Annotated in this window: 11 protein-coding genes; 7 read left to right on the top strand and 4 right to left on the bottom strand. The window is 72.5% G+C overall.

Going from position 1 to position 16,318, the window contains the following annotated elements:
• Nucleotides 1-3: 3 nt before the first annotated feature.
• The gene (locus H4W80_RS64115) at nt 4-1,701 is read left to right on the top strand and encodes a glycoside hydrolase family 43 protein (RefSeq protein WP_192791694.1); all 1,698 of its coding nucleotides are present in this window, start codon (nt 4-6) and stop codon (nt 1,699-1,701) included.
• A 6-nt stretch (nt 1,702-1,707) separates the two neighbouring features.
• Here the strand turns inward: H4W80_RS64115 and H4W80_RS51165 are convergent, their stop codons facing one another.
• Nucleotides 1,708-2,727: a LacI family DNA-binding transcriptional regulator gene (locus H4W80_RS51165; protein ID WP_192791693.1), complete on the bottom strand. Its 1,020-nt coding sequence runs from the start codon at nt 2,725-2,727 to the stop codon at nt 1,708-1,710.
• Nucleotides 2,728-3,091: 364 nt separating this feature from the next.
• Here H4W80_RS51165 and H4W80_RS51160 point away from each other — a divergent pair, with 364 nt between their 5' ends.
• Nucleotides 3,092-3,478: a VOC family protein gene (locus H4W80_RS51160; protein WP_192791692.1), complete on the top strand. Its 387-nt coding sequence runs from the start codon at nt 3,092-3,094 to the stop codon at nt 3,476-3,478.
• 16 nt (nt 3,479-3,494) lie between these two features.
• On the opposite strand, the gene H4W80_RS51155 is transcribed toward H4W80_RS51160, so the two are convergent.
• Nucleotides 3,495-9,044, bottom strand: a complete 5,550-nt coding sequence (locus H4W80_RS51155) for an ATP-binding protein (RefSeq protein ID WP_192791691.1) — start codon at nt 9,042-9,044, stop codon at nt 3,495-3,497.
• A 606-nt stretch (nt 9,045-9,650) separates the two neighbouring features.
• On the opposite strand from H4W80_RS51155, the gene H4W80_RS51150 reads away from it, so the two are divergent.
• On the top strand, nt 9,651-9,917 hold the full coding sequence (locus H4W80_RS51150; RefSeq protein WP_192791690.1) for a hypothetical protein: 267 nt from the start codon (nt 9,651-9,653) through the stop codon (nt 9,915-9,917).
• Between the two features lie 14 nt (nt 9,918-9,931).
• Here H4W80_RS51150 and H4W80_RS51145 read toward each other — a convergent pair whose 3' ends face one another.
• Complete coding sequence (locus H4W80_RS51145; protein WP_225964132.1) at nt 9,932-11,155, bottom strand: glycoside hydrolase family 2 protein; 1,224 nt, start codon at nt 11,153-11,155, stop codon at nt 9,932-9,934.
• A gap of 1 nt (nt 11,156) precedes the next feature.
• Nucleotides 11,157-11,744, bottom strand: a complete 588-nt coding sequence (locus H4W80_RS61995) for a sugar-binding domain-containing protein (protein WP_225964131.1) — start codon at nt 11,742-11,744, stop codon at nt 11,157-11,159.
• Nucleotides 11,745-11,844: 100 nt separating this feature from the next.
• Here H4W80_RS61995 and H4W80_RS51140 point away from each other — a divergent pair, with 100 nt between their 5' ends.
• From H4W80_RS51140 to H4W80_RS64845, 4 genes are read left to right on the top strand one after another with little or no spacing between them, the layout of a single operon-like run.
• The gene (locus tag H4W80_RS51140) at nt 11,845-12,861 is read left to right on the top strand and encodes a LacI family DNA-binding transcriptional regulator (RefSeq protein WP_192791689.1); all 1,017 of its coding nucleotides are present in this window, start codon (nt 11,845-11,847) and stop codon (nt 12,859-12,861) included.
• Nucleotides 12,858-14,366 (top strand): sugar ABC transporter ATP-binding protein, encoded by a 1,509-nt coding sequence (locus tag H4W80_RS51135; RefSeq protein WP_192791688.1) that lies wholly within the window; start codon nt 12,858-12,860, stop codon nt 14,364-14,366. Before H4W80_RS51140 ends, H4W80_RS51135 begins: the two co-directional genes overlap by 4 nt.
• Nucleotides 14,350-15,318, top strand: a complete 969-nt coding sequence (locus H4W80_RS64850) for an ABC transporter permease (protein ID WP_192791687.1) — start codon at nt 14,350-14,352, stop codon at nt 15,316-15,318. Before H4W80_RS51135 ends, H4W80_RS64850 begins: the two co-directional genes overlap by 17 nt.
• 43 nt (nt 15,319-15,361) lie before the next feature.
• Nucleotides 15,362-16,315 (top strand): D-ribose ABC transporter substrate-binding protein, encoded by a 954-nt coding sequence (locus tag H4W80_RS64845; protein ID WP_192791686.1) that lies wholly within the window; start codon nt 15,362-15,364, stop codon nt 16,313-16,315.
• Nucleotides 16,316-16,318: the final 3 nt, after the last annotated feature.

The raw sequence follows: 16,318 nt of genomic DNA, 5'->3' as shown, positions 1-16,318 counted from the left end.
CCCGTGCCTGCTTTCCGCAACCCGGTCCTGCCCGGGTGCTATCCGGACGCGTCGATCTGCCGGGTCGGCGAGGACTTCTACCTTGTCACCTCGTCCTTCGCCTACTTCCCCGGCCTCCCCCTTTTCCACAGCCGTGACCTGGTGCGCTGGCGTCAGCTCACGCATGTGCTGGACCGGCCCGGGCTGCTCCCGCTGGAGGGCCTGGACGTCTCCGACGGCATCTGGGCACCGACCATCCGCCACCACGACGGCACCTTCTACGTGGTCTCCACGCTGGCCGTGAACCGGCAGGGCAGCCTCACCTTCGTCGTGACCGCGTCCGACCCCGCCGGGCCGTGGTCGGACCCCGTGCCGCTGGAGGCCGAGGGCATCGACCCGTCGCTGTTCTTCGACGACGACGGCCGGTGCTGGCTCACCGCCTGCCGGGACGCGGTCCAGGGCGGTCCCGGCGAGTTGTGGATGCGCGAGCTGGACCTGGACCGGCTCAAGCTCGTCGGCCCCACTCACGTGCTGTGGCAGGGCGCGGTGCGCGGGGCTTGGGTGGAGGCGCCGCACCTGTACAAGCGCAACGGGGTCTACCACCTGATCGCCGCGGAGGGCGGCACCGAGAGCAACCACAGCGTCACCGCGGCGCGCTCCGACACCGTCACCGGGCCCTACGTCACCGACCCGCGCAGTCCCCTGCTGACCCACCGGCACCGCGGCCCGGGCGAGCCCATCCACAACGTCGGCCACGCCGACCTGGTGGACACCCCCGTCGGCGAGTGGTGGGCGGTGACGCTCGGCGTACGGCCGATCGCGGGCACCCACACGCTGGGCAGGGAGGTCTTTCTGGTGCCCGTGACCTGGACCGCCCACGGGCCCGTCTTCGCCCCCGAGTCGGGGGCCGTGCGGCTGTCGGAGCGGCTCCCGTCGATCGCCTCCGCACGACCGGACGCCGAGCCCGGGCAAGCGCACGACGAGTCCGGACCATCGGACGGCGACACCGCCGTGCCGGCCGGGCGGGCGCTCTTTGGACCCTCGGAGGGCGACACCGCCGTACCGGCCGGGCGGGCGCACTTCGGACCCTCGGACGGCGACGCCGCCGTACCGGCCGGGCGGGCGCATTTCGGCGGCCTGGAGTGGAACAGCCTGCGCGGTCCCGTCGGCGACCGCGTCAGGCCCACGGCCGACGGGTCCGGGCTCGACCTCGACCTCGCCCCCGAGGCCCTCAGCTCCACCGGCGTGCCGGCCTTCCTCGGCCGGCGCCAGCAGCACGTCCGCTTCGGCGCGCGGACCCGGATCGGCTTCGCCGCGGCGCGCCCGTCAGAGGAGGCCGGCCTGGCCGTCTTCCAGCACCAGGACCACCACGCCACGCTCGCCCTCACCGTGGACGGCGAAGGCCAGGCGCAGGCCGTGCTGACGGTCCGGGAGGCGGGCACGAGCACCCGCCGGGCCTCGGTCCCGGTCTCGACCGGCGAGGTGCTGCTGGCGGTCGACGGAGACGAAGCCGGCTACACCTTCCGCGTCAGGGACCTCACGGCGGCGCAGTGGATCAGCCTGGCCACGATCGAACGGTCCTTCTTCAGCACCGAGCGCGCGGGCGGTTTCGTCGGGGTCTATCTGGGCCTGTACGCCACCGGCAACGGCCACGCGGGCGACGGACGGGCGCGGGTCCACTGGTTCGAGTACCAGCCCGACCCCGCCGAAACGGCCGGCTAGCGGCGGCTAGCGGGGCGGCCTGGGCGGCGCCGTGCTGCGCCGGATCACGAGCTCGGGAGCGATCCGCTCGCACGAGGCCGGCTCGCCCTGCATCATGCGCAGCACCTGCTCGATGGAGCGCGCGCCGAGAGCGACGAAGTCCTGGCGGACCGTGGTCAGCGCGGGCACCTGATAGGCCGCTCCCGCGATGTCGTCGAACCCGACGAGCGAGACGTCGCCGGGCACCTTCACGCCGAGCTCGGCGAAGGCCGCCAGCACCCCCATGGCCATCTGGTCGTTGCCGGCGAAGATCGCCGTCGGAAGCTCGCCGGTGTGGCGGGTGACGAGGTAGTGGGCCAGCCGGTAGCCGCTGTTGCCGGTGAAGTCGCCCTCGAAGAACTCGCCGCCGGCCTCCGGCGACTCCTCCAGCGCGGCCCGCCAGCCCTCGACGCGGGCTCGGGCGTCGAAGGTGCGCAGCGCGCCGGTCAGGTGGACGATGTGGCGGTGCCCCAGCTCCACCAGGTGCCGTACGGCGAGCCGCGCGCCCAGCTCCTGATCGAGCTCGACGAAGCCGACGTCCGGATTGGGCACGTTGCCGGACATGACCACGGAAATCGGCACGCCGGTCACGATGTCGGCCAGGGCGTCCATCACCATGGGCCGGTCGGCGATGACCGCGACGGCCTCGACCGCCTGGTCGGTGAGCCGCTGCAGGGTCTCGGCCAGGTCTCTGGTGGTGCCGCCCTGCCAGCTGGCCAGATTGACCCAGTAGCCGGCCCGCTGCGCCGCCGTCTGCACGCCCCGCAGGATGCGCGGCAGCTCGTACAGCTCGGCTCCGGCGAGCACCACCCCGATCGTCGAGGAACGGCGGCTCTTGAGCGCGCGGGCGACGCTGTTGCGGCGATAGCCGAGCTTCTCGATGGCGGCCTCGACGCGAGCCCGGGTCTCCGGGCGGACGGAGGGGTGGTCGTTGAGGACGCGGGAGACGGTGACGTGCGACACGCCCGCCTCGCGTGCCACGTCCACCATGCCTGGTGCCCGATTCATGTCCTTCGCTTTCCGGCCTCCACCGTGCTGGCCCCGTCTGCCCGGAGCAGCGCGAGCGACCCGCCCCGCGCCGCCGGCGGCCGGTGGCCGCGCGCCGCGGTGCCGATTCGATGGTGCCACATCCACCGGGCACTCCCGCCCAAAGAGGTCCCCGCCCAAAGAGGTCCCCCCAAAGAGGTCGCCCTCAACGAGGTCCCCGCCCAAAGACGCCATGGCATCGGAGCACCGCGTGAAAGAACCGGCCGTCTCATGGCAGGACCGGCGACGCAGCCGCGCGGCGCCGTGCCGACGACCGGCCTGGCGGGTGACGTCGCTCACATCGTGACGCCGCGTTTCCACCGGTCCGACGGGGAACAGGTCGGGAATGGAGGTGCTGAGCAATCGAGTGCTGCTGCGTCCGAAGGATCTCGCGCGGAGCCTCGGCTTCTACCGCGAGACGCTCGGCCTGGCCGTCTATCGCGAGTTCGGCCCCGCCGACCACCCGGGCGTGGTCTTCTTCCTCGGCCAGGGGTTCCTGGAGATCTCCGGGCACTCCGACGACGGGGCCTGCTCAGCGCTGTCGCTGTGGCTGCAGGTACGCGACGTGGCGCAGGAGGAGAAACGGCTCCGCGAGGCGGGGGTCACGGTGGCGCGTGAGGCGCGGCAGGAGCCGTGGGGCCTCATCGAGCTGTGGATCGAGGACCCCGACGGGCACCGCATCGTGCTGGTCGAGGTCCCGTCCGATCATCCGCTGCGCCGTGACCCCCGCTGACGGGGCCGGGTGAGGGTCAGGCCATCGCGCGCTCGATGGCCTCGATGATCCGCGGCCGCAGCTCGGCGGCGCTGATGATCGCGTCGACCGAGCCGACCTCGACCGCGCGCTGGATGCTGTGCACCCGGTCGAACTCCGCGGCGACCTCGCCGAGCTTCTCCGCCCGGACGGCGGCCTGCACCTCGGCGAGCTGGGCGTTGAGCACCGCCCGCTCGGCGCCGCTGGCCGCCGAGACCCGCGTCTGCAGCTCGGTCACCCGCGGGTCGGTGGCGGTGCGGTTGTTCACCTCGCCGGAGAACACCACGGCCGCGGCCGGGGCGCCGCCGAGCACCGAGGCGAACGAGCCTTCCAGCGCCAGCACGGTCATGTTCGGGTTGAGCGCCTTGGAGAACACCACGAACGCGCCGCCGTGGTAGCGCGAGATCACGCAGAACACGATCGGCCCGTCGAAGTTGACGATCGCCCGGCCGATCTCCGCGCCGTACTCCAGCTGGAGCTTGCGCATCGACTCCGGCGAGCCGTCGAACCCGGACAGGTTGGCCAGCACCACCAGCGGCCGGTTGCCGGACGCGGAGTTGATCGCCCGCGCGGTCTTCTTCGACGAGCGCGGGAACAGCGTGCCCGCGGTGTAGGTGTCGGGGCCGTCGGTGGGCGGGAAGCCGCGCCGCGGCACCGAGCGCGACTCGATGCCGATCAGGCAGACCGGCCGGCCGCCGATGTGCGCGTCCTGCACCGCGGACGTCTCCGCGTCGGCCATGCCCGCCCAGCGCTCCAGCACCGGGTGGTCCTGGTCGGACACGGCGCGCATCACCGTGCGGATGTCGAACGGCTTCTTGCGGTCGGGGTTGTGCTCGGCGGAGAAGATCTGACCGACGGTGGTGAAGTCGCTGCCCTCGATCGTGTGCGGGAACTCGGTGATGTCACGGTCGGCCGGATCGTTGGTGTGGGCCCGCCGCGGCGCCGTCTCGCCGGGCACGACGTAGGTGTGGTCGTAGTGCGCCATGAGCACGTCGCGGGCGGCCGGCAGGTTGGGCGCCCAGTATTGCGCCTGGCCGTTGGGCCCCATGACGCGGTCGTAACCGCCGATGCCGAAGTTGTCCTCGGCCGACACGCCGCCGGAGAAGTCGAGTGACTGCTTGCCGGTGAGCACCATCGCCGAGTCCGGCGTCATCACCAGGATGCCCTTGGTGTGCATGAGCATCGTCGCCTCGGCGTTCCAGTACGGCTGGGCGCCGACGGTGATCCCGGCGACCACGATGTTGATCTCGCCGCCGTCCTGGGTGAACGTGACGATCCGCTTGAGCGCCGCCGCGACCCAGTCCATGTTCTCGGTGCCCGAGGTCATCGAGATCCGCGCGCCCGCCGAGAGCGCGTACCACTCCAGCGGGACCCGCATCCGCTCGGCGAGGTCGAGGGCGGCGATCACGCGCGAGCACTCGGGCTCCGACAGCGCGCCCAGCGCCTTCGTCGGGTCGCCGAGCAGGACCACGCGGGTGACGCCTTCGGGGTGCCGCTCGGTCGGCGTCGTGACGACGCCCGCCACGATCGCCGCGGAGTTCTTCCCCTTGGGCCGGTCGACCGGCACGAGCGCGCCGTCGTCGTCGAGGTCGTGCTCGACGAAGCGGCCCTCCGGCCCGGCGAGCAGGCCGGTCAGCTCGTACGGGTAGACGTTTCCGCGCCGGGCCGCGCGCAGCACCTTCTGGCGGTAGTCGTCCAGCGGCTGGACCGGCTCCGTCGACGGCTTGCCGACGTCCAGGCTCGCGCCGTGGCCCGGGTCGAGCGTGATCCGCACGGCGACCTCGGCCAGCTCGCCGGCGGCGTTGCGCTGGCGGGCCACGAACTGGACCTCCTCCAGCCCGGCGCCCGCGGTGGTCGGCAGGATGCGCTGGACCAGCATGTTGAGCTCGTCGGTGGACAGCTCGGTCGACGGCCAGACGTACATCATGATCCGGTTGGTGTCGAAGCGCTTGTTCTGGGGGCGCTGCGCCTGGATGTTGCGGATCGCGTCGAGGCCCGCGGTGAGCGCGTCCTCCACGGCGGGCAGCGCGATGAGCCGGCCGTCGGCCTCGCGCAGCGGCGTCAGGTCGCGGACCTGGCCCATCGCGATGAGCCGCTCGTCGGCCGGGTTGCTCCGCGCCACGGCCTTGAACAGGTAGATCTCCTCGTCGGCGGACGGCAGCCGGGTGAGGTCGAACTCGCGCAGCCGCTGCAGCTGCAGGCGCTCGGCGATCTGCGGGTGCAGGCCGCGGATCAGCCGGTCCTCGGCGAAGCCGGGCCCGTCGGGGCGGAAGGTGAAGTGGTGGTGCATCACGGCGCCGCTGGTGCCGACGACGGTGGTGGTGACCCGGCTGACGCCCGCGGGCCGCGAGTGCTCGGCGAGGAGCTGGCCGATGCGCGCCGCCATCGCGTCGTCGTCCGGCTGGTCCTCCCAGGTGACGTAGAGGTCGGCGACCAGCCCCCCGTTGGCCGCGTTGTCGGTGACGCCGTCGGTGGCGGCGCCGGTGGCAGGATCGGTGGCGGCGCCGGTGGCGGCGTCGGTGGCAGGATCGGTGGCGAACGTGCCGAGGGCGCCGATGGCGGCGGGCAGGGTGGCGATGTCGACCGCGGTGGTGACCACGCGGGTCACGCCGTCCGCGCCGGTGCGCTCGGCGCTGACGAACGGGCAGCCCGCCACCTCGCGCGCGGTGACCTCGGACAGCCCCCGGTTGCCGTAGTAGCGGCGGGTCAGCACCTCCAGCAGCGGCGCGTGATCCAGCCCGGACCGGCCGATCCGCTGGCCGATCAGCCGGACCAGCGGCTCGGAGCTGGCCACCATGGACTGGATCCGCTCGGCGCGGTCCGGCGCGCCGGGGTCGGCGTCCAGGTAGCGCAGGTCGTCGCGTACGGCGGCGTAGACCTTTGCGCGGTTGCGGCGCAGCAGCGGCTGGGCGAACCAGCGGAACACCACGCCGCGGGCCAGGTCGGACACCGTGGGGAAGCGCACCTGCGTGGCCTCGATCAGGTGCTCCAGGCCGAGCCCGGCGCGCTCGCTGAGCGGCTCGAACGGCGGCGCGCCGGCCAGCCACTGGCGCAGCAGCTCCGACACGATCGCGACGCCGGCGCTCATCTGCTGCTGGGCCAGGAAGATCCGGAAGACCGCGGCCTCCAGCTCCGGCGTGCGGTCGAGGTCGCGGACGCCGTAGTGGGCCAGGACCCTGGTGAGCTTGGCCTGGAAGCTCTGGGTGACGCCGGCGCGCTCGACGTCGAGGCTCTGCAGGTAGCTGTGGAAGAACTCGCGCGGGCTGTGCACGGGGTTGCCCGGCTCGACGTCGAGCGCGCCGCCCGGCTTGTTGCGGCTCAGCTCGGCCAGGTCGGCGAACACGGTGAGCAGGTCGAGCTCGCCCTCGATCGGCTGCCTGCCCAGCTCGGCGCGGGCGTCCAGGTAGGCCGCCAGCACCCGCTTGCGGTCGTCGGGGTCGCCGTCGAAGCCGAGCAGCAGGCCGCGCAGGTCCTGCAGGCCGCGCTCGACGCGGTCGGCCGCGGACCCGTCCGACGGCACGGCGGGCAGGTCGATCTCGACGGTGCCCGCGGCCTCCTCTTCGGGGCCCTCGTCGGCGAGGGGCTCCAGGCGTATCAGCGGCGCGCCGGTCTCGACCTGGCTGCCCACCGACACGGGGCACTCACGGACGCGGGCGCGGAACGGCGCGCGCAGCACCGTCTCCATCTTCATGCTCTCCAGCACCAGGATCGGCGCGCCCGGCTCGACCTCGTCGCCCACCGACAACGGCGTGGCGACCACCAGGGCCGGCGCGGGAGAGCGGACGACGCCGCCCTCGTCGCGGCTGATGCGGTGCGTCACGCCGTCGACCTCGACCAGATGGATCGGCCCGTGCGTGGCCGACACCACCCGGAACCGGCGGCCGTTGACCACGATCTGGCCGCTGTGCTCGTCGAACCGCTCCACCTCGACGTCCGCCGGGTGCACGTCGCCGCCGCCGGAGATCCCGACGCGGAAGCGCCGGTGCCCGACCCGGGCCACGCTCACCCGGTAGCCGACGCCGCGGAGCTTGAGGTCCAGCGGGCGGCCCGAGTCGTGCTGGACCTGCGGGCGGCCGCCGTGCGCGGTGGACAGCAGCCTCCGGCGGCCGACCTCCTCCTCGTCCTGGTAGGCCTCGATCGCGGCGGCGGCCAGGGCGATCGCGGAGTGCCGGTGGCTGACCAGGCGGCCCTTGGCGCGTACGCGGTCGATCCAGCCGGTGTCGGCGCTGGCGTCGATCACCTCGGGCTGGTCGAGCAGGTCGAGCACGAAACTCTTGTTGGTGGCGCCGCCCTCGATGATCACCGTGGTGTCGGCCATCGCGCGGCGCAGCCGGCCCAGCGCCTGCTCGCGGTCGCGGCCGTAGGCGATGATCTTCGCGATCATCGAGTCGAAGTCGGCCGGGATGGTGTCGCCCTCGCTGACGCCGGTGTCGACGCGGATGCCGGGGCCGGTGGGCAGCACCAGGCGGGCGATGCGGCCCGGGGCGGGCGCGAAGTCGCGGTCGGGGTCCTCGGCGTTGAGCCGGGCCTCGACGGCGTGGCCGGCCTCGCCCGGCTGGGGGCCTTCGAGCCTGCCGCCGCCGGCCACGTGCAGCTGCAGCCGGACCAGGTCGGTGCCGGTGGTGATCTCGGTGATCGGGTGCTCGACCTGCAGCCGGGTGTTGACCTCGAGGAAGGCGAACAGCTTCTCGCCGGGGTGGTAGAGGAACTCGACGGTGCAGGCGCCGCAGTAGCCGACCGCCACGGCGAGCCGCTCGGCCGACGCCTTCAGCTCGGCCGTCTGCTCGGCCCCCAGCACGGGCGAGGCGGACTCCTCGATGATCTTCTGGTTGCGCCGCTGCACCGAGCAGTCCCGCACGCCCAGCGCCCACGCGGTGCCCTGCCCGTCGGCGATGACCTGGACCTCGACGTGGCGGGCGCCGGTGACCAGCCGCTCCAGGAAGACCACGCCGGAGCCGAACGCGCGCAGCGCCTCCTGGCTGGTGCGCTCGTAGGCGTCGGCCAGGTCCTCCTTCGAGGCGACCATGCGGATGCCGCGACCGCCGCCGCCCGCGGTCGCCTTGAGCATCAGCGGGTAGCCGATCTCGTCGCCGGCACGCAGCGCGTCCTCCAGGGTGGCGACCTCGCCGCGGCTCCACGGCGCGACGGGGACGCCGACCTCCTCGGCGATGAGCTTGGCGCCGATCTTGTCGCCCAGCTTGCGCATCGCCTCCGCGCTCGGCCCGACGAAGGTGACGCCGATCTTCTCGCACAGCTCGGCGAACGCCGGGTCCTCGGCGACGAACCCCCAGCCGACCCACGCCGCGTCGGCGCCGCTCTCCACCAGCGCCCGCTCCAGGACGGCGTGGTCGAGGTACGGGCGCGCGGAGGCGGGGCCCAGCGGATAGGCGAGGTCCGCTTCGCGGACGAAGGTCGCGGTGCGGTCGGCGTCGGTGTAGAGCGCCACCGTCTCGATCCGCGCCCCGGTCTCCGCGCAGAGGTCCCGGACGGCGTGGATGAGCCGCATCGCTGCCTCTCCACGGTTGACGATGGCGACACGACTGAACACCGGCTGAGCCTCCCCTTACTCACGCACAAAGGCGACGCCCGGGTCCCGGAGCGCCGCCTGCACCTTTCTACACCCTGCTCGATCGCCGCCCGCTACACCAATGGCCCGCATCGCTCATGGCGAACCTGCTGCGTTGTGGGAACCCCACAAAAGGCGGCCCGCGCCCTCCCGCCCTCCGGGGCACCTCACAAGGCTCTGGAACCGGGCCGGCGAACGCCTCGGCGAATGACGTTGCGGAAATTATCCAGGCGACCGCCACAGGGCCGCCATAAAGCCGCGACAAAAGCCGGTGGAGCGCCTCGCAAAATTCTCTGTGCACCATTCTCCACGCCTCCTACCTGGGCGGACTCCACCTCTCCCAGGCATAGGAGATGCAGCTCCGTATGCGATTTGAGCACCGTACAGAACCCCTGTCCAGGCCCTTGTCGGACGCTTTGTGAGCACTTAATGTCCAGGTGATCAAATCACCCGTGAAGGAGGCCTGGTGCGCCGATCAACGTCCCCGGTCGCCGCCGCTCCCTCTGTTGCTCGTCGTCATCATGGCCTTGGCCGCCACGCCGGGGTCACGCGCGCGGCGGGTACGAGGCCCCGGCCGTCGCACTCGCCGTGCTCCAGGAGGCGGCCGGGAGCGGCGCCCATCGGGAGGTCTGGCGGGTGATGACCGGCCTGCTGCCCGCCTACCTGCCCGGGCCCGGAGAGAAGGCGACGAGCGCGCACACGCGGATGCTCGGCTTCGCGGCGGAGGTCGCCGAGTGGGCGGACGCGCGGGGCGAGCCGGCGGCGGTGGCCGAGCCGGCGGGACGGACCCGCGAGTCGGGGCTGGTCCGCCAGGCCCGCCGCCTGCACGCCCGGCTCACCGCCGCTTCACCGTGACGCCGGCATCGAGGTCATGGGCGCCGTTCGGAGGCGGCCGGCCGGGACTGGACCGCGCGGACGCGATCGACGTCGAGCTTGGCCGTCCGGTCGAAGCGGTAGATGCCGTTCTCCTCCTGGAACACGTCGGTCAGCTGCGTGTAGCAGTAGCCGAACATGTCCGGGTCGTCCAGCAGCGTCCCGGTCAGGCCGGCGAAGCGGGTGTGGAACTCCTCCTCGTCCCGCACCCGCTGCCCGTAGCCCCATGAGCTCTCGCGGTCCGCGTCCTGCTCGGTCCCGGCGAGCTCCGGGTTCCACCAGATGCCGCCGTACTCGCTGACGAGGTACGGCTGCCCGCGGTAGGGGACGGAGATCGGCCGATCGGGCGCGCCGTTGACGAACGGCTCGTCCTTGCCCAGTCCGCTCAGCTGTTCGGCGAACGCGACGGGCTCCTGCTCGTAGTTGTGCGAGTCGTAGATGTCGCTCTCCCGTACGCGGTGGCTGTAGCCCGAGGCGTCGATGACCGGGCGGGTGGGGTCGGCGAGTTTCGTGGCCAGGAACATCCCGCGCGTGACGTCGTCGAGCTGGGTGACGTGGTCGTGGATCTCCTGGGTGGTCTCGTTGAGCGGGCACCAGCCGATGATCGACGGGTGGGAGACGTCCCGTTCGAGGACCTCCAGCCACTGCGTGACGAAGGAGGCGGTCGGCCGCTGCTCGTGCCCGGTGGAGGCGCCCCAGTCGCCGAACTCGCCCCACACCAGGTAGCCCAGCCGGTCGGCGTGGTAGAGGAAGCGCTCCTCGAACACCTTCTGGTGCAGGCGCGCGCCGTTGAAGCCCGCGGCCAGCGACAGCTCGATGTCCCGCAGGAGCGCGGCGTCGGTGGGGGCGGTCATGAGGCCGTCGGGGTAGTAGCCCTGGTCGAGCACGAGCCGCTGGAAGACGGGGCGGCCGTTGATGAGCACGCGCTTGCCGTCGATCGCGATCGAGCGTAACCCGGCGTAGCTGCCGGCGGCGTCCGTGACGGCGCCCGCGGCGTCGAGCAGCTCGATCCTGACGCCGTAGAGGAAGCCGTCGCCCGGCTCCCACAGGCGGGTCCGGTCCGCGGGCAGCCGCAGGCGTACGGAGGGGGCGAGGTCCACGTCGGCGCGGACGGTCTCGGTGGCGACGACGCCGTCACCGTCGGAGACGGTCACGCGGACCGCGCTGCCGGGGCGGTTGCCGGACAGCGGGACGACGACGCCGAAGGAGGAGGCCGCCACGTCATGGGGTGATGCGCGGGCGGCGCAGGTGTACGTCAGGGACGGGCTCCAGCCACACCGTCTGCCAGATCCCCGTGGTGCGGGTGTAGAGGCACTCGAAGTTCCGGTACCTGGTGGACTGCTTGCCGCGCGCCTGGAGGCCGTGCCGGGAGTCGCGGGCGCGTACCACGATCGTGGCCTCCTCACCGGGGCGCGCCACGGCCGACAGGTCGGCCGTGAACGGGGAGAAGCCGCCGCGGTGGCGGGCCACCTCGACGCCGTTGACCCATACCGTGGCGTCGTGGTCCACGGCGCCGAAGTGCAGCAGCGTCCGGCGGCCCGCCCAGGCGGCCGGGATCGTCACGGTGCGGCGGTACCACACCGCCTCCATGAAGTCGGTGTGCCCGAGGCCGGACAGCTCCGACTCCGGCGCGAAGGGCACGGTGATCGTCCCGGAGAGCTCGCGCTCGCGCAGGCCGCGCTCCAGGCCGGAGTCCGCGGCGTCGATCTCGAACTGCCACGGTCCGTTGAGGTTGAGCCAGTCCTCCCGGACGAGCTGCGGGCGGGGGTATTCCGGGCGGGGGACGTCATGGGGAGCGGAACTCGGCATCTGGCACCTTTCGAGAATGTGACCTGAATCACAGAGCCTATCGATTCACAATCATGTAACCGATTACATACCCTCATGTAACCGATTACATGGAGGTCAGGTGGCTCGTATCAAAGATGTCGCCGCGCAGGCGGGCGTCTCCGTCGCGACGGTCTCCCGGGTGCTGAACGACAACCCCTCCGTCACCGAGGAGACGCGCAACCGGGTCCACGACGCGATGGCCGCGCTCAACTACCGGCCCAACGCCGTCGCCCGGTCGCTGCGCACCGAGGCCACCAGGACGCTCGGGCTGATCATCGGCGACATCCTCAACCCGTTCTTCGCCGAGCTGGCGCGGGCCGTGGAGGACGAGGCCCGCGAGGCCGGCTACACCGTGATCATCGGCAACGCCGACGAGCGCGCCGACCAGCAGGACCACTACGTGCGCACCCTGCTCGAACGGCGGGTCGACGGGCTGCTGATCTGCCCCACCGCCGAGGTGACGCCCCTGGTGGAGGAGGTCAGCCGGGGAGAGCGGCCGCTGGTCTTCCTCGACCGCACGCTGAGCGGCGTGGAGGTGCCCTCGGTGCGGGCCGACGGCAGCACCGCCATCGCCGAGCTGGTCGCCCACCTGCGCGCCCTCGGGCACCGGCGGATCGCGTTCGTCTCCGGGCCGAGCACCCTGTCCACCGGGCGCGAGCGGACCGAGGCCTTCCTGCGGGCGGCGGCCGAGCACGGCCTGGAGGTCCCGAAGGAGTACGTACGCGTCGGGGACTTCCGCGCCGGCAGCGGCCAGCGGATCACCGCCGAACTGCTCGACCTGCCCGAACCGCCGCAGGCGATCTTCCTGGGCGACAACCTCATGGCACTCGGCGCGCTCGACGCGATCAGCGAGCGCGGCCTGGAAATCCCCCGCGACGTCGCGCTGGCCTCGTTCGACGACGTGCCGTGGTTCAACCACGTCCATCCCCGCATCACCGCGATCGGACAGCCCACCGCCGAGCTGGGCCGGCGCGCGGTCCGGGTGATCCTCGACGCGCTGAGCGGCCGGGCCGCCGAGTCGGTGGTGCTGCCCGCCAGGCTCGTGGCGCGCGAGTCCTGCGGCGAGACGGACACGAGGAAGGAGGGCCGCTCGTGAGCCAGGCACGCGAGATCCTGCGGGTCGAGGGGCTCGGCAAGAGGTTCCCCGGCGTGGTGGCGCTCGACGGCGTCGACTTCGACCTGCGCGCGGGCGAGGTGCACGTCCTGCTCGGCGAGAACGGCGCCGGCAAGAGCACGCTCATCAAGATGCTGTCCGGCGCCTACCAGCCCGACAGCGGCCGCATCCTCGTCGACGGCGAACCGGTCGCCATCCGCAACGCCTCCGACGCCCAGCGGCTCGGCATCGCCACGATCTACCAGGAGTTCAACCTGGTCCCCCAGCTGACCGTGGGCGAGAACCTCGCCCTGGGCCGGCCGCCCCGCCGCTTCGGGTTCGTGGACACGCGGCGCATGCACGAGCAGGCCCGCGGCATGCTCGACCTGGTGGGCGTCGGCGTCGACCCGCGCACCCGCGTCGCCGACCTGGGCATCGCGCAGATGCAGATGGTCGAGATCGCCAAGGCGCTCGCGCTGAACGCCCGCGTCCTCATCATGGACGAGCCCACCGCCGTGCTCACCACCAGCGAGGTGGGGCGCCTGTTCGACCTGGTCGGGCAGCTGCGCGAGCGGGGCGTCGCGGTCGTGTTCATCACCCACCACCTGGAGGAGATCGCCCAGATCGGCGACCGGGTGACCGTGCTGCGCGACGGCCGCTCCGTGGCCCAGGTGCCGGCCGGCACGCCCGAGGAGGAGCTGATCCGGCTCATGGTGGGCCGGCCCATCGACCAGCAATACCCGCGCCAGGCCACTGCGGCCGGCGAGCCGCTGCTGCAGGTGCGCGACCTGGGCCGGGCCGGCGCGTTCTCCGGCGTGTCCTTCGAGGTGCGGGCCGGCGAGGTCGTCGGCCTGGCCGGGCTGGTCGGCGCGGGCCGCACCGAGGTGGCCCGGGCGGTGTTCGGCGCCGACGCCCCCGACTCGGGCGAGGTGCTCGTACGCGGCCGGCGGCTGCCCCCCGGCGACGTGCGCGCCGCCATGGAGGCCGGGCTCGGCCTGGTCCCCGAGGACCGCAAGGGCCAGGGGCTCGTCCTGGGCGCCGACATCGCCGAGAACCTGGGCCTGGTCACCCTGCGCGGCGCCAGCCACGGCGGATTCGTCGACCGCGCCGGGCAGCGCCAGGCCGCCGCGCGGGTGGCCGACCAGCTCGGCGTGCGGATGAGCCACCTCGGCCAGGAGGTGCGCACCCTGTCGGGCGGCAACCAGCAGAAGATCGTGATCGGCAAGTGGCTGCTCGCCGACGCCAGCGTGCTCATTCTCGACGAGCCGACGCGCGGCATCGACGTCGGCGCCAAGGTCGAGATCTACCAGTTGATCAATTCGCTCACCGCCTCCGGCCACGCGGTCCTCATGATCTCCAGCGATCTGCCCGAGATCCTCGGGATGAGCGACCGCATCCTCGTCATGGCCAGAGGCAGGCTCGTCGGCGAGCTGGAGGCCGCCGACGCGAACCAGGACTCCGTGATGGCGCTGGCCGTCACCGAGGTGGAGGATGCTCGTGTCCACTAACGTGCTGGCCGTACGGCCGACGGCCAGGACCCTGCTGGCCGAGAACGGCTCGGTCGCGGCGCTCGTCGTGCTCGTCGTGGCCCTGTCGCTGCTGTCCGGCGACTTCCTGACCGTGACGAACCTGCTGAACGTGGGCGTCCAGGCGGCGGTCACCGCGATCCTCGCGTTCGGCTCGACGTTCGTCATCATCACCGGCGGGATCGACCTGTCCGTCGGCGCCGTGGCCGCCCTGTCGGCGATCACGCTGGCCTGGACGGCCGCCGACAGCGGGCTGCCCTGGCCGCTGGCCACGCTCGTCGCGCTCGCCGTCGGCATCGGCTGCGGGCTGGTCAACGCCGCGCTCGTCGCGTACGGCAAGCTGCCGCCGTTCATCGCCACGCTCGCCATGCTGGGCGTGGCGCGCGGCCTGGCCCTGGTGGTCTCCCAGGGCAGCCCCATCGAGATGCCGGAGGCGGTCTCCCACCTGGGCGACACCGTCGGCGGCTACCTGCCGGTGCCCGTGCTGGTGATGGCGCTCATGGGCGTGGTCGCCGCCGTCGTGCTCAACCGCACCTACTCCGGCCGGGCGATGTACGCCATCGGCGGCAACGAGGAGGCCGCCCGGCTGTCCGGCATCGCCGTCAGCAGGCAGAAGCTCGTCACCTACGCGCTGTCCGGCGCGTTCGCCGCGGTGGCCGGCGTCGTCCTGGCCAGCCGGCTGGCCTCGGCCCAGCCGCAGGCCGCCTCCGGCTACGAGCTGGACGCGATCGCCGCCGTGGTCATCGGCGGGGCGAGCCTGTCGGGCGGCAAGGGCAGGGCGCTCGGCACGCTGGTCGGCGCGCTCATCCTGGCCGTCCTGCGCAACGGGCTGAACCTGCTGTCGGTGTCGGCCTTCTGGCAGCAGGTCGTGATCGGCGTCGTGATCGCCCTGGCCGTCCTGCTCGACACCCTGCGCCGCCGAAGCGGCCGCTGACATCACCGCAAACCCCGTAAGAAAGAGATTGAGGTACCACCCCATGCGCATCCACGCCCTCGTAGCGGCGGGCGCCGCACTGACCCTCGGCCTGACCGCCTGCGGCTCGTCCGGCACGTCCTCCGCAGGCTCGGCGGGGGCCGCCTCCGGCGGCGACGTCAAGATCGGCATGTCGATCTCCACCCTGAACAACCCCTACTTCGTGCAGCTGCGCGCCGGGGCCGAGGCCGAGGCCAAGAAGCTGGGCGTCACGCTGACCGTCACCGACGCCCAGAACGACGCCTCCCAGCAGGTCAACGAGGTGCAGAACTTCACCAGCCAGAGCATGAAGGCGATCATCATCAACCCGGTCGACTCCGACGCCGCCGCGCCGGCGGTCAAGGTGGCGGAACGTTCCAACATCCCCGTGATCGCCGTGGACCGCGGCGTCAACGGGGGCAAGGTCGCCCAGACCGTCGCCTCCGACAACGTGGCCGGCGGCAAGCTGGCCGCGGAGCGGCTCGCCAAGGAGATCGGCGAGAAGGGCGAGGTCGTCGTCCTCCAGGGCGTGCCCGGCACCTCCGCCTCGCGCGACCGCGGCCAGGGCTTCGCCGACGGCATCAAGGCGTTCCCCGGCATCAAGGTCGTCGCCCAGCAGCCGGCCGACTTCGACCGCGCCAAGGGCCTGGACGTCATGACGAACCTGCTGCAGTCGCACCCCGGCGTCACCGGCGTGTTCGCCGAGAACGACGAGATGGCGCTCGGCGCGATCAAGGCGCTCGGCGCCAAGGCCGGCAAGGGCGTCAAGGTGGTCGGCTTCGACGGCACCCCCGACGGCCTGAAGGCGATCGAGGCCGGCACGCTGGCGGCCAGCATCGCCCAGCAGCCGGCCCTGCTCGGCCGGCAGTCCGTCCAGAACGCGGTCAAGGCCGTCAAGAGCGAGCAGCTGGAGGCCACCGCCAACGTGCCGGTGAAGGTCGCCGCCAAGGACAACCTGTCCGAGTTCACCGGGGCATGAGCT

Origin of the sequence: Nonomuraea angiospora (genome assembly GCF_014873145.1) — a bacterium.
GTDB classification, from domain to species: domain Bacteria; phylum Actinomycetota; class Actinomycetes; order Streptosporangiales; family Streptosporangiaceae; genus Nonomuraea; species Nonomuraea angiospora.
Note: the sequence above shows the minus strand (reverse complement) of the source record. Positions and strands in the feature narration are given on the sequence as shown.

Coding starts and splice junctions, on each gene's coding strand:
- H4W80_RS51165 (WP_192791693.1), bottom strand. CDS start 2,727: ATGAATCGGGCACCAGGCATGGTGGACGTGGCACGCGAGGCGGGCGTG.
- H4W80_RS51160 (WP_192791692.1), top strand. CDS start 3,092: ATGGAGGTGCTGAGCAATCGAGTGCTGCTGCGTCCGAAGGATCTCGCG.
- H4W80_RS61995 (WP_225964131.1), bottom strand. CDS start 11,744: ATGCCGAGTTCCGCTCCCCATGACGTCCCCCGCCCGGAATACCCCCGC.
- H4W80_RS64850 (WP_192791687.1), top strand. CDS start 14,350: ATGCTCGTGTCCACTAACGTGCTGGCCGTACGGCCGACGGCCAGGACC.
- H4W80_RS64845 (WP_192791686.1), top strand. CDS start 15,362: ATGCGCATCCACGCCCTCGTAGCGGCGGGCGCCGCACTGACCCTCGGC.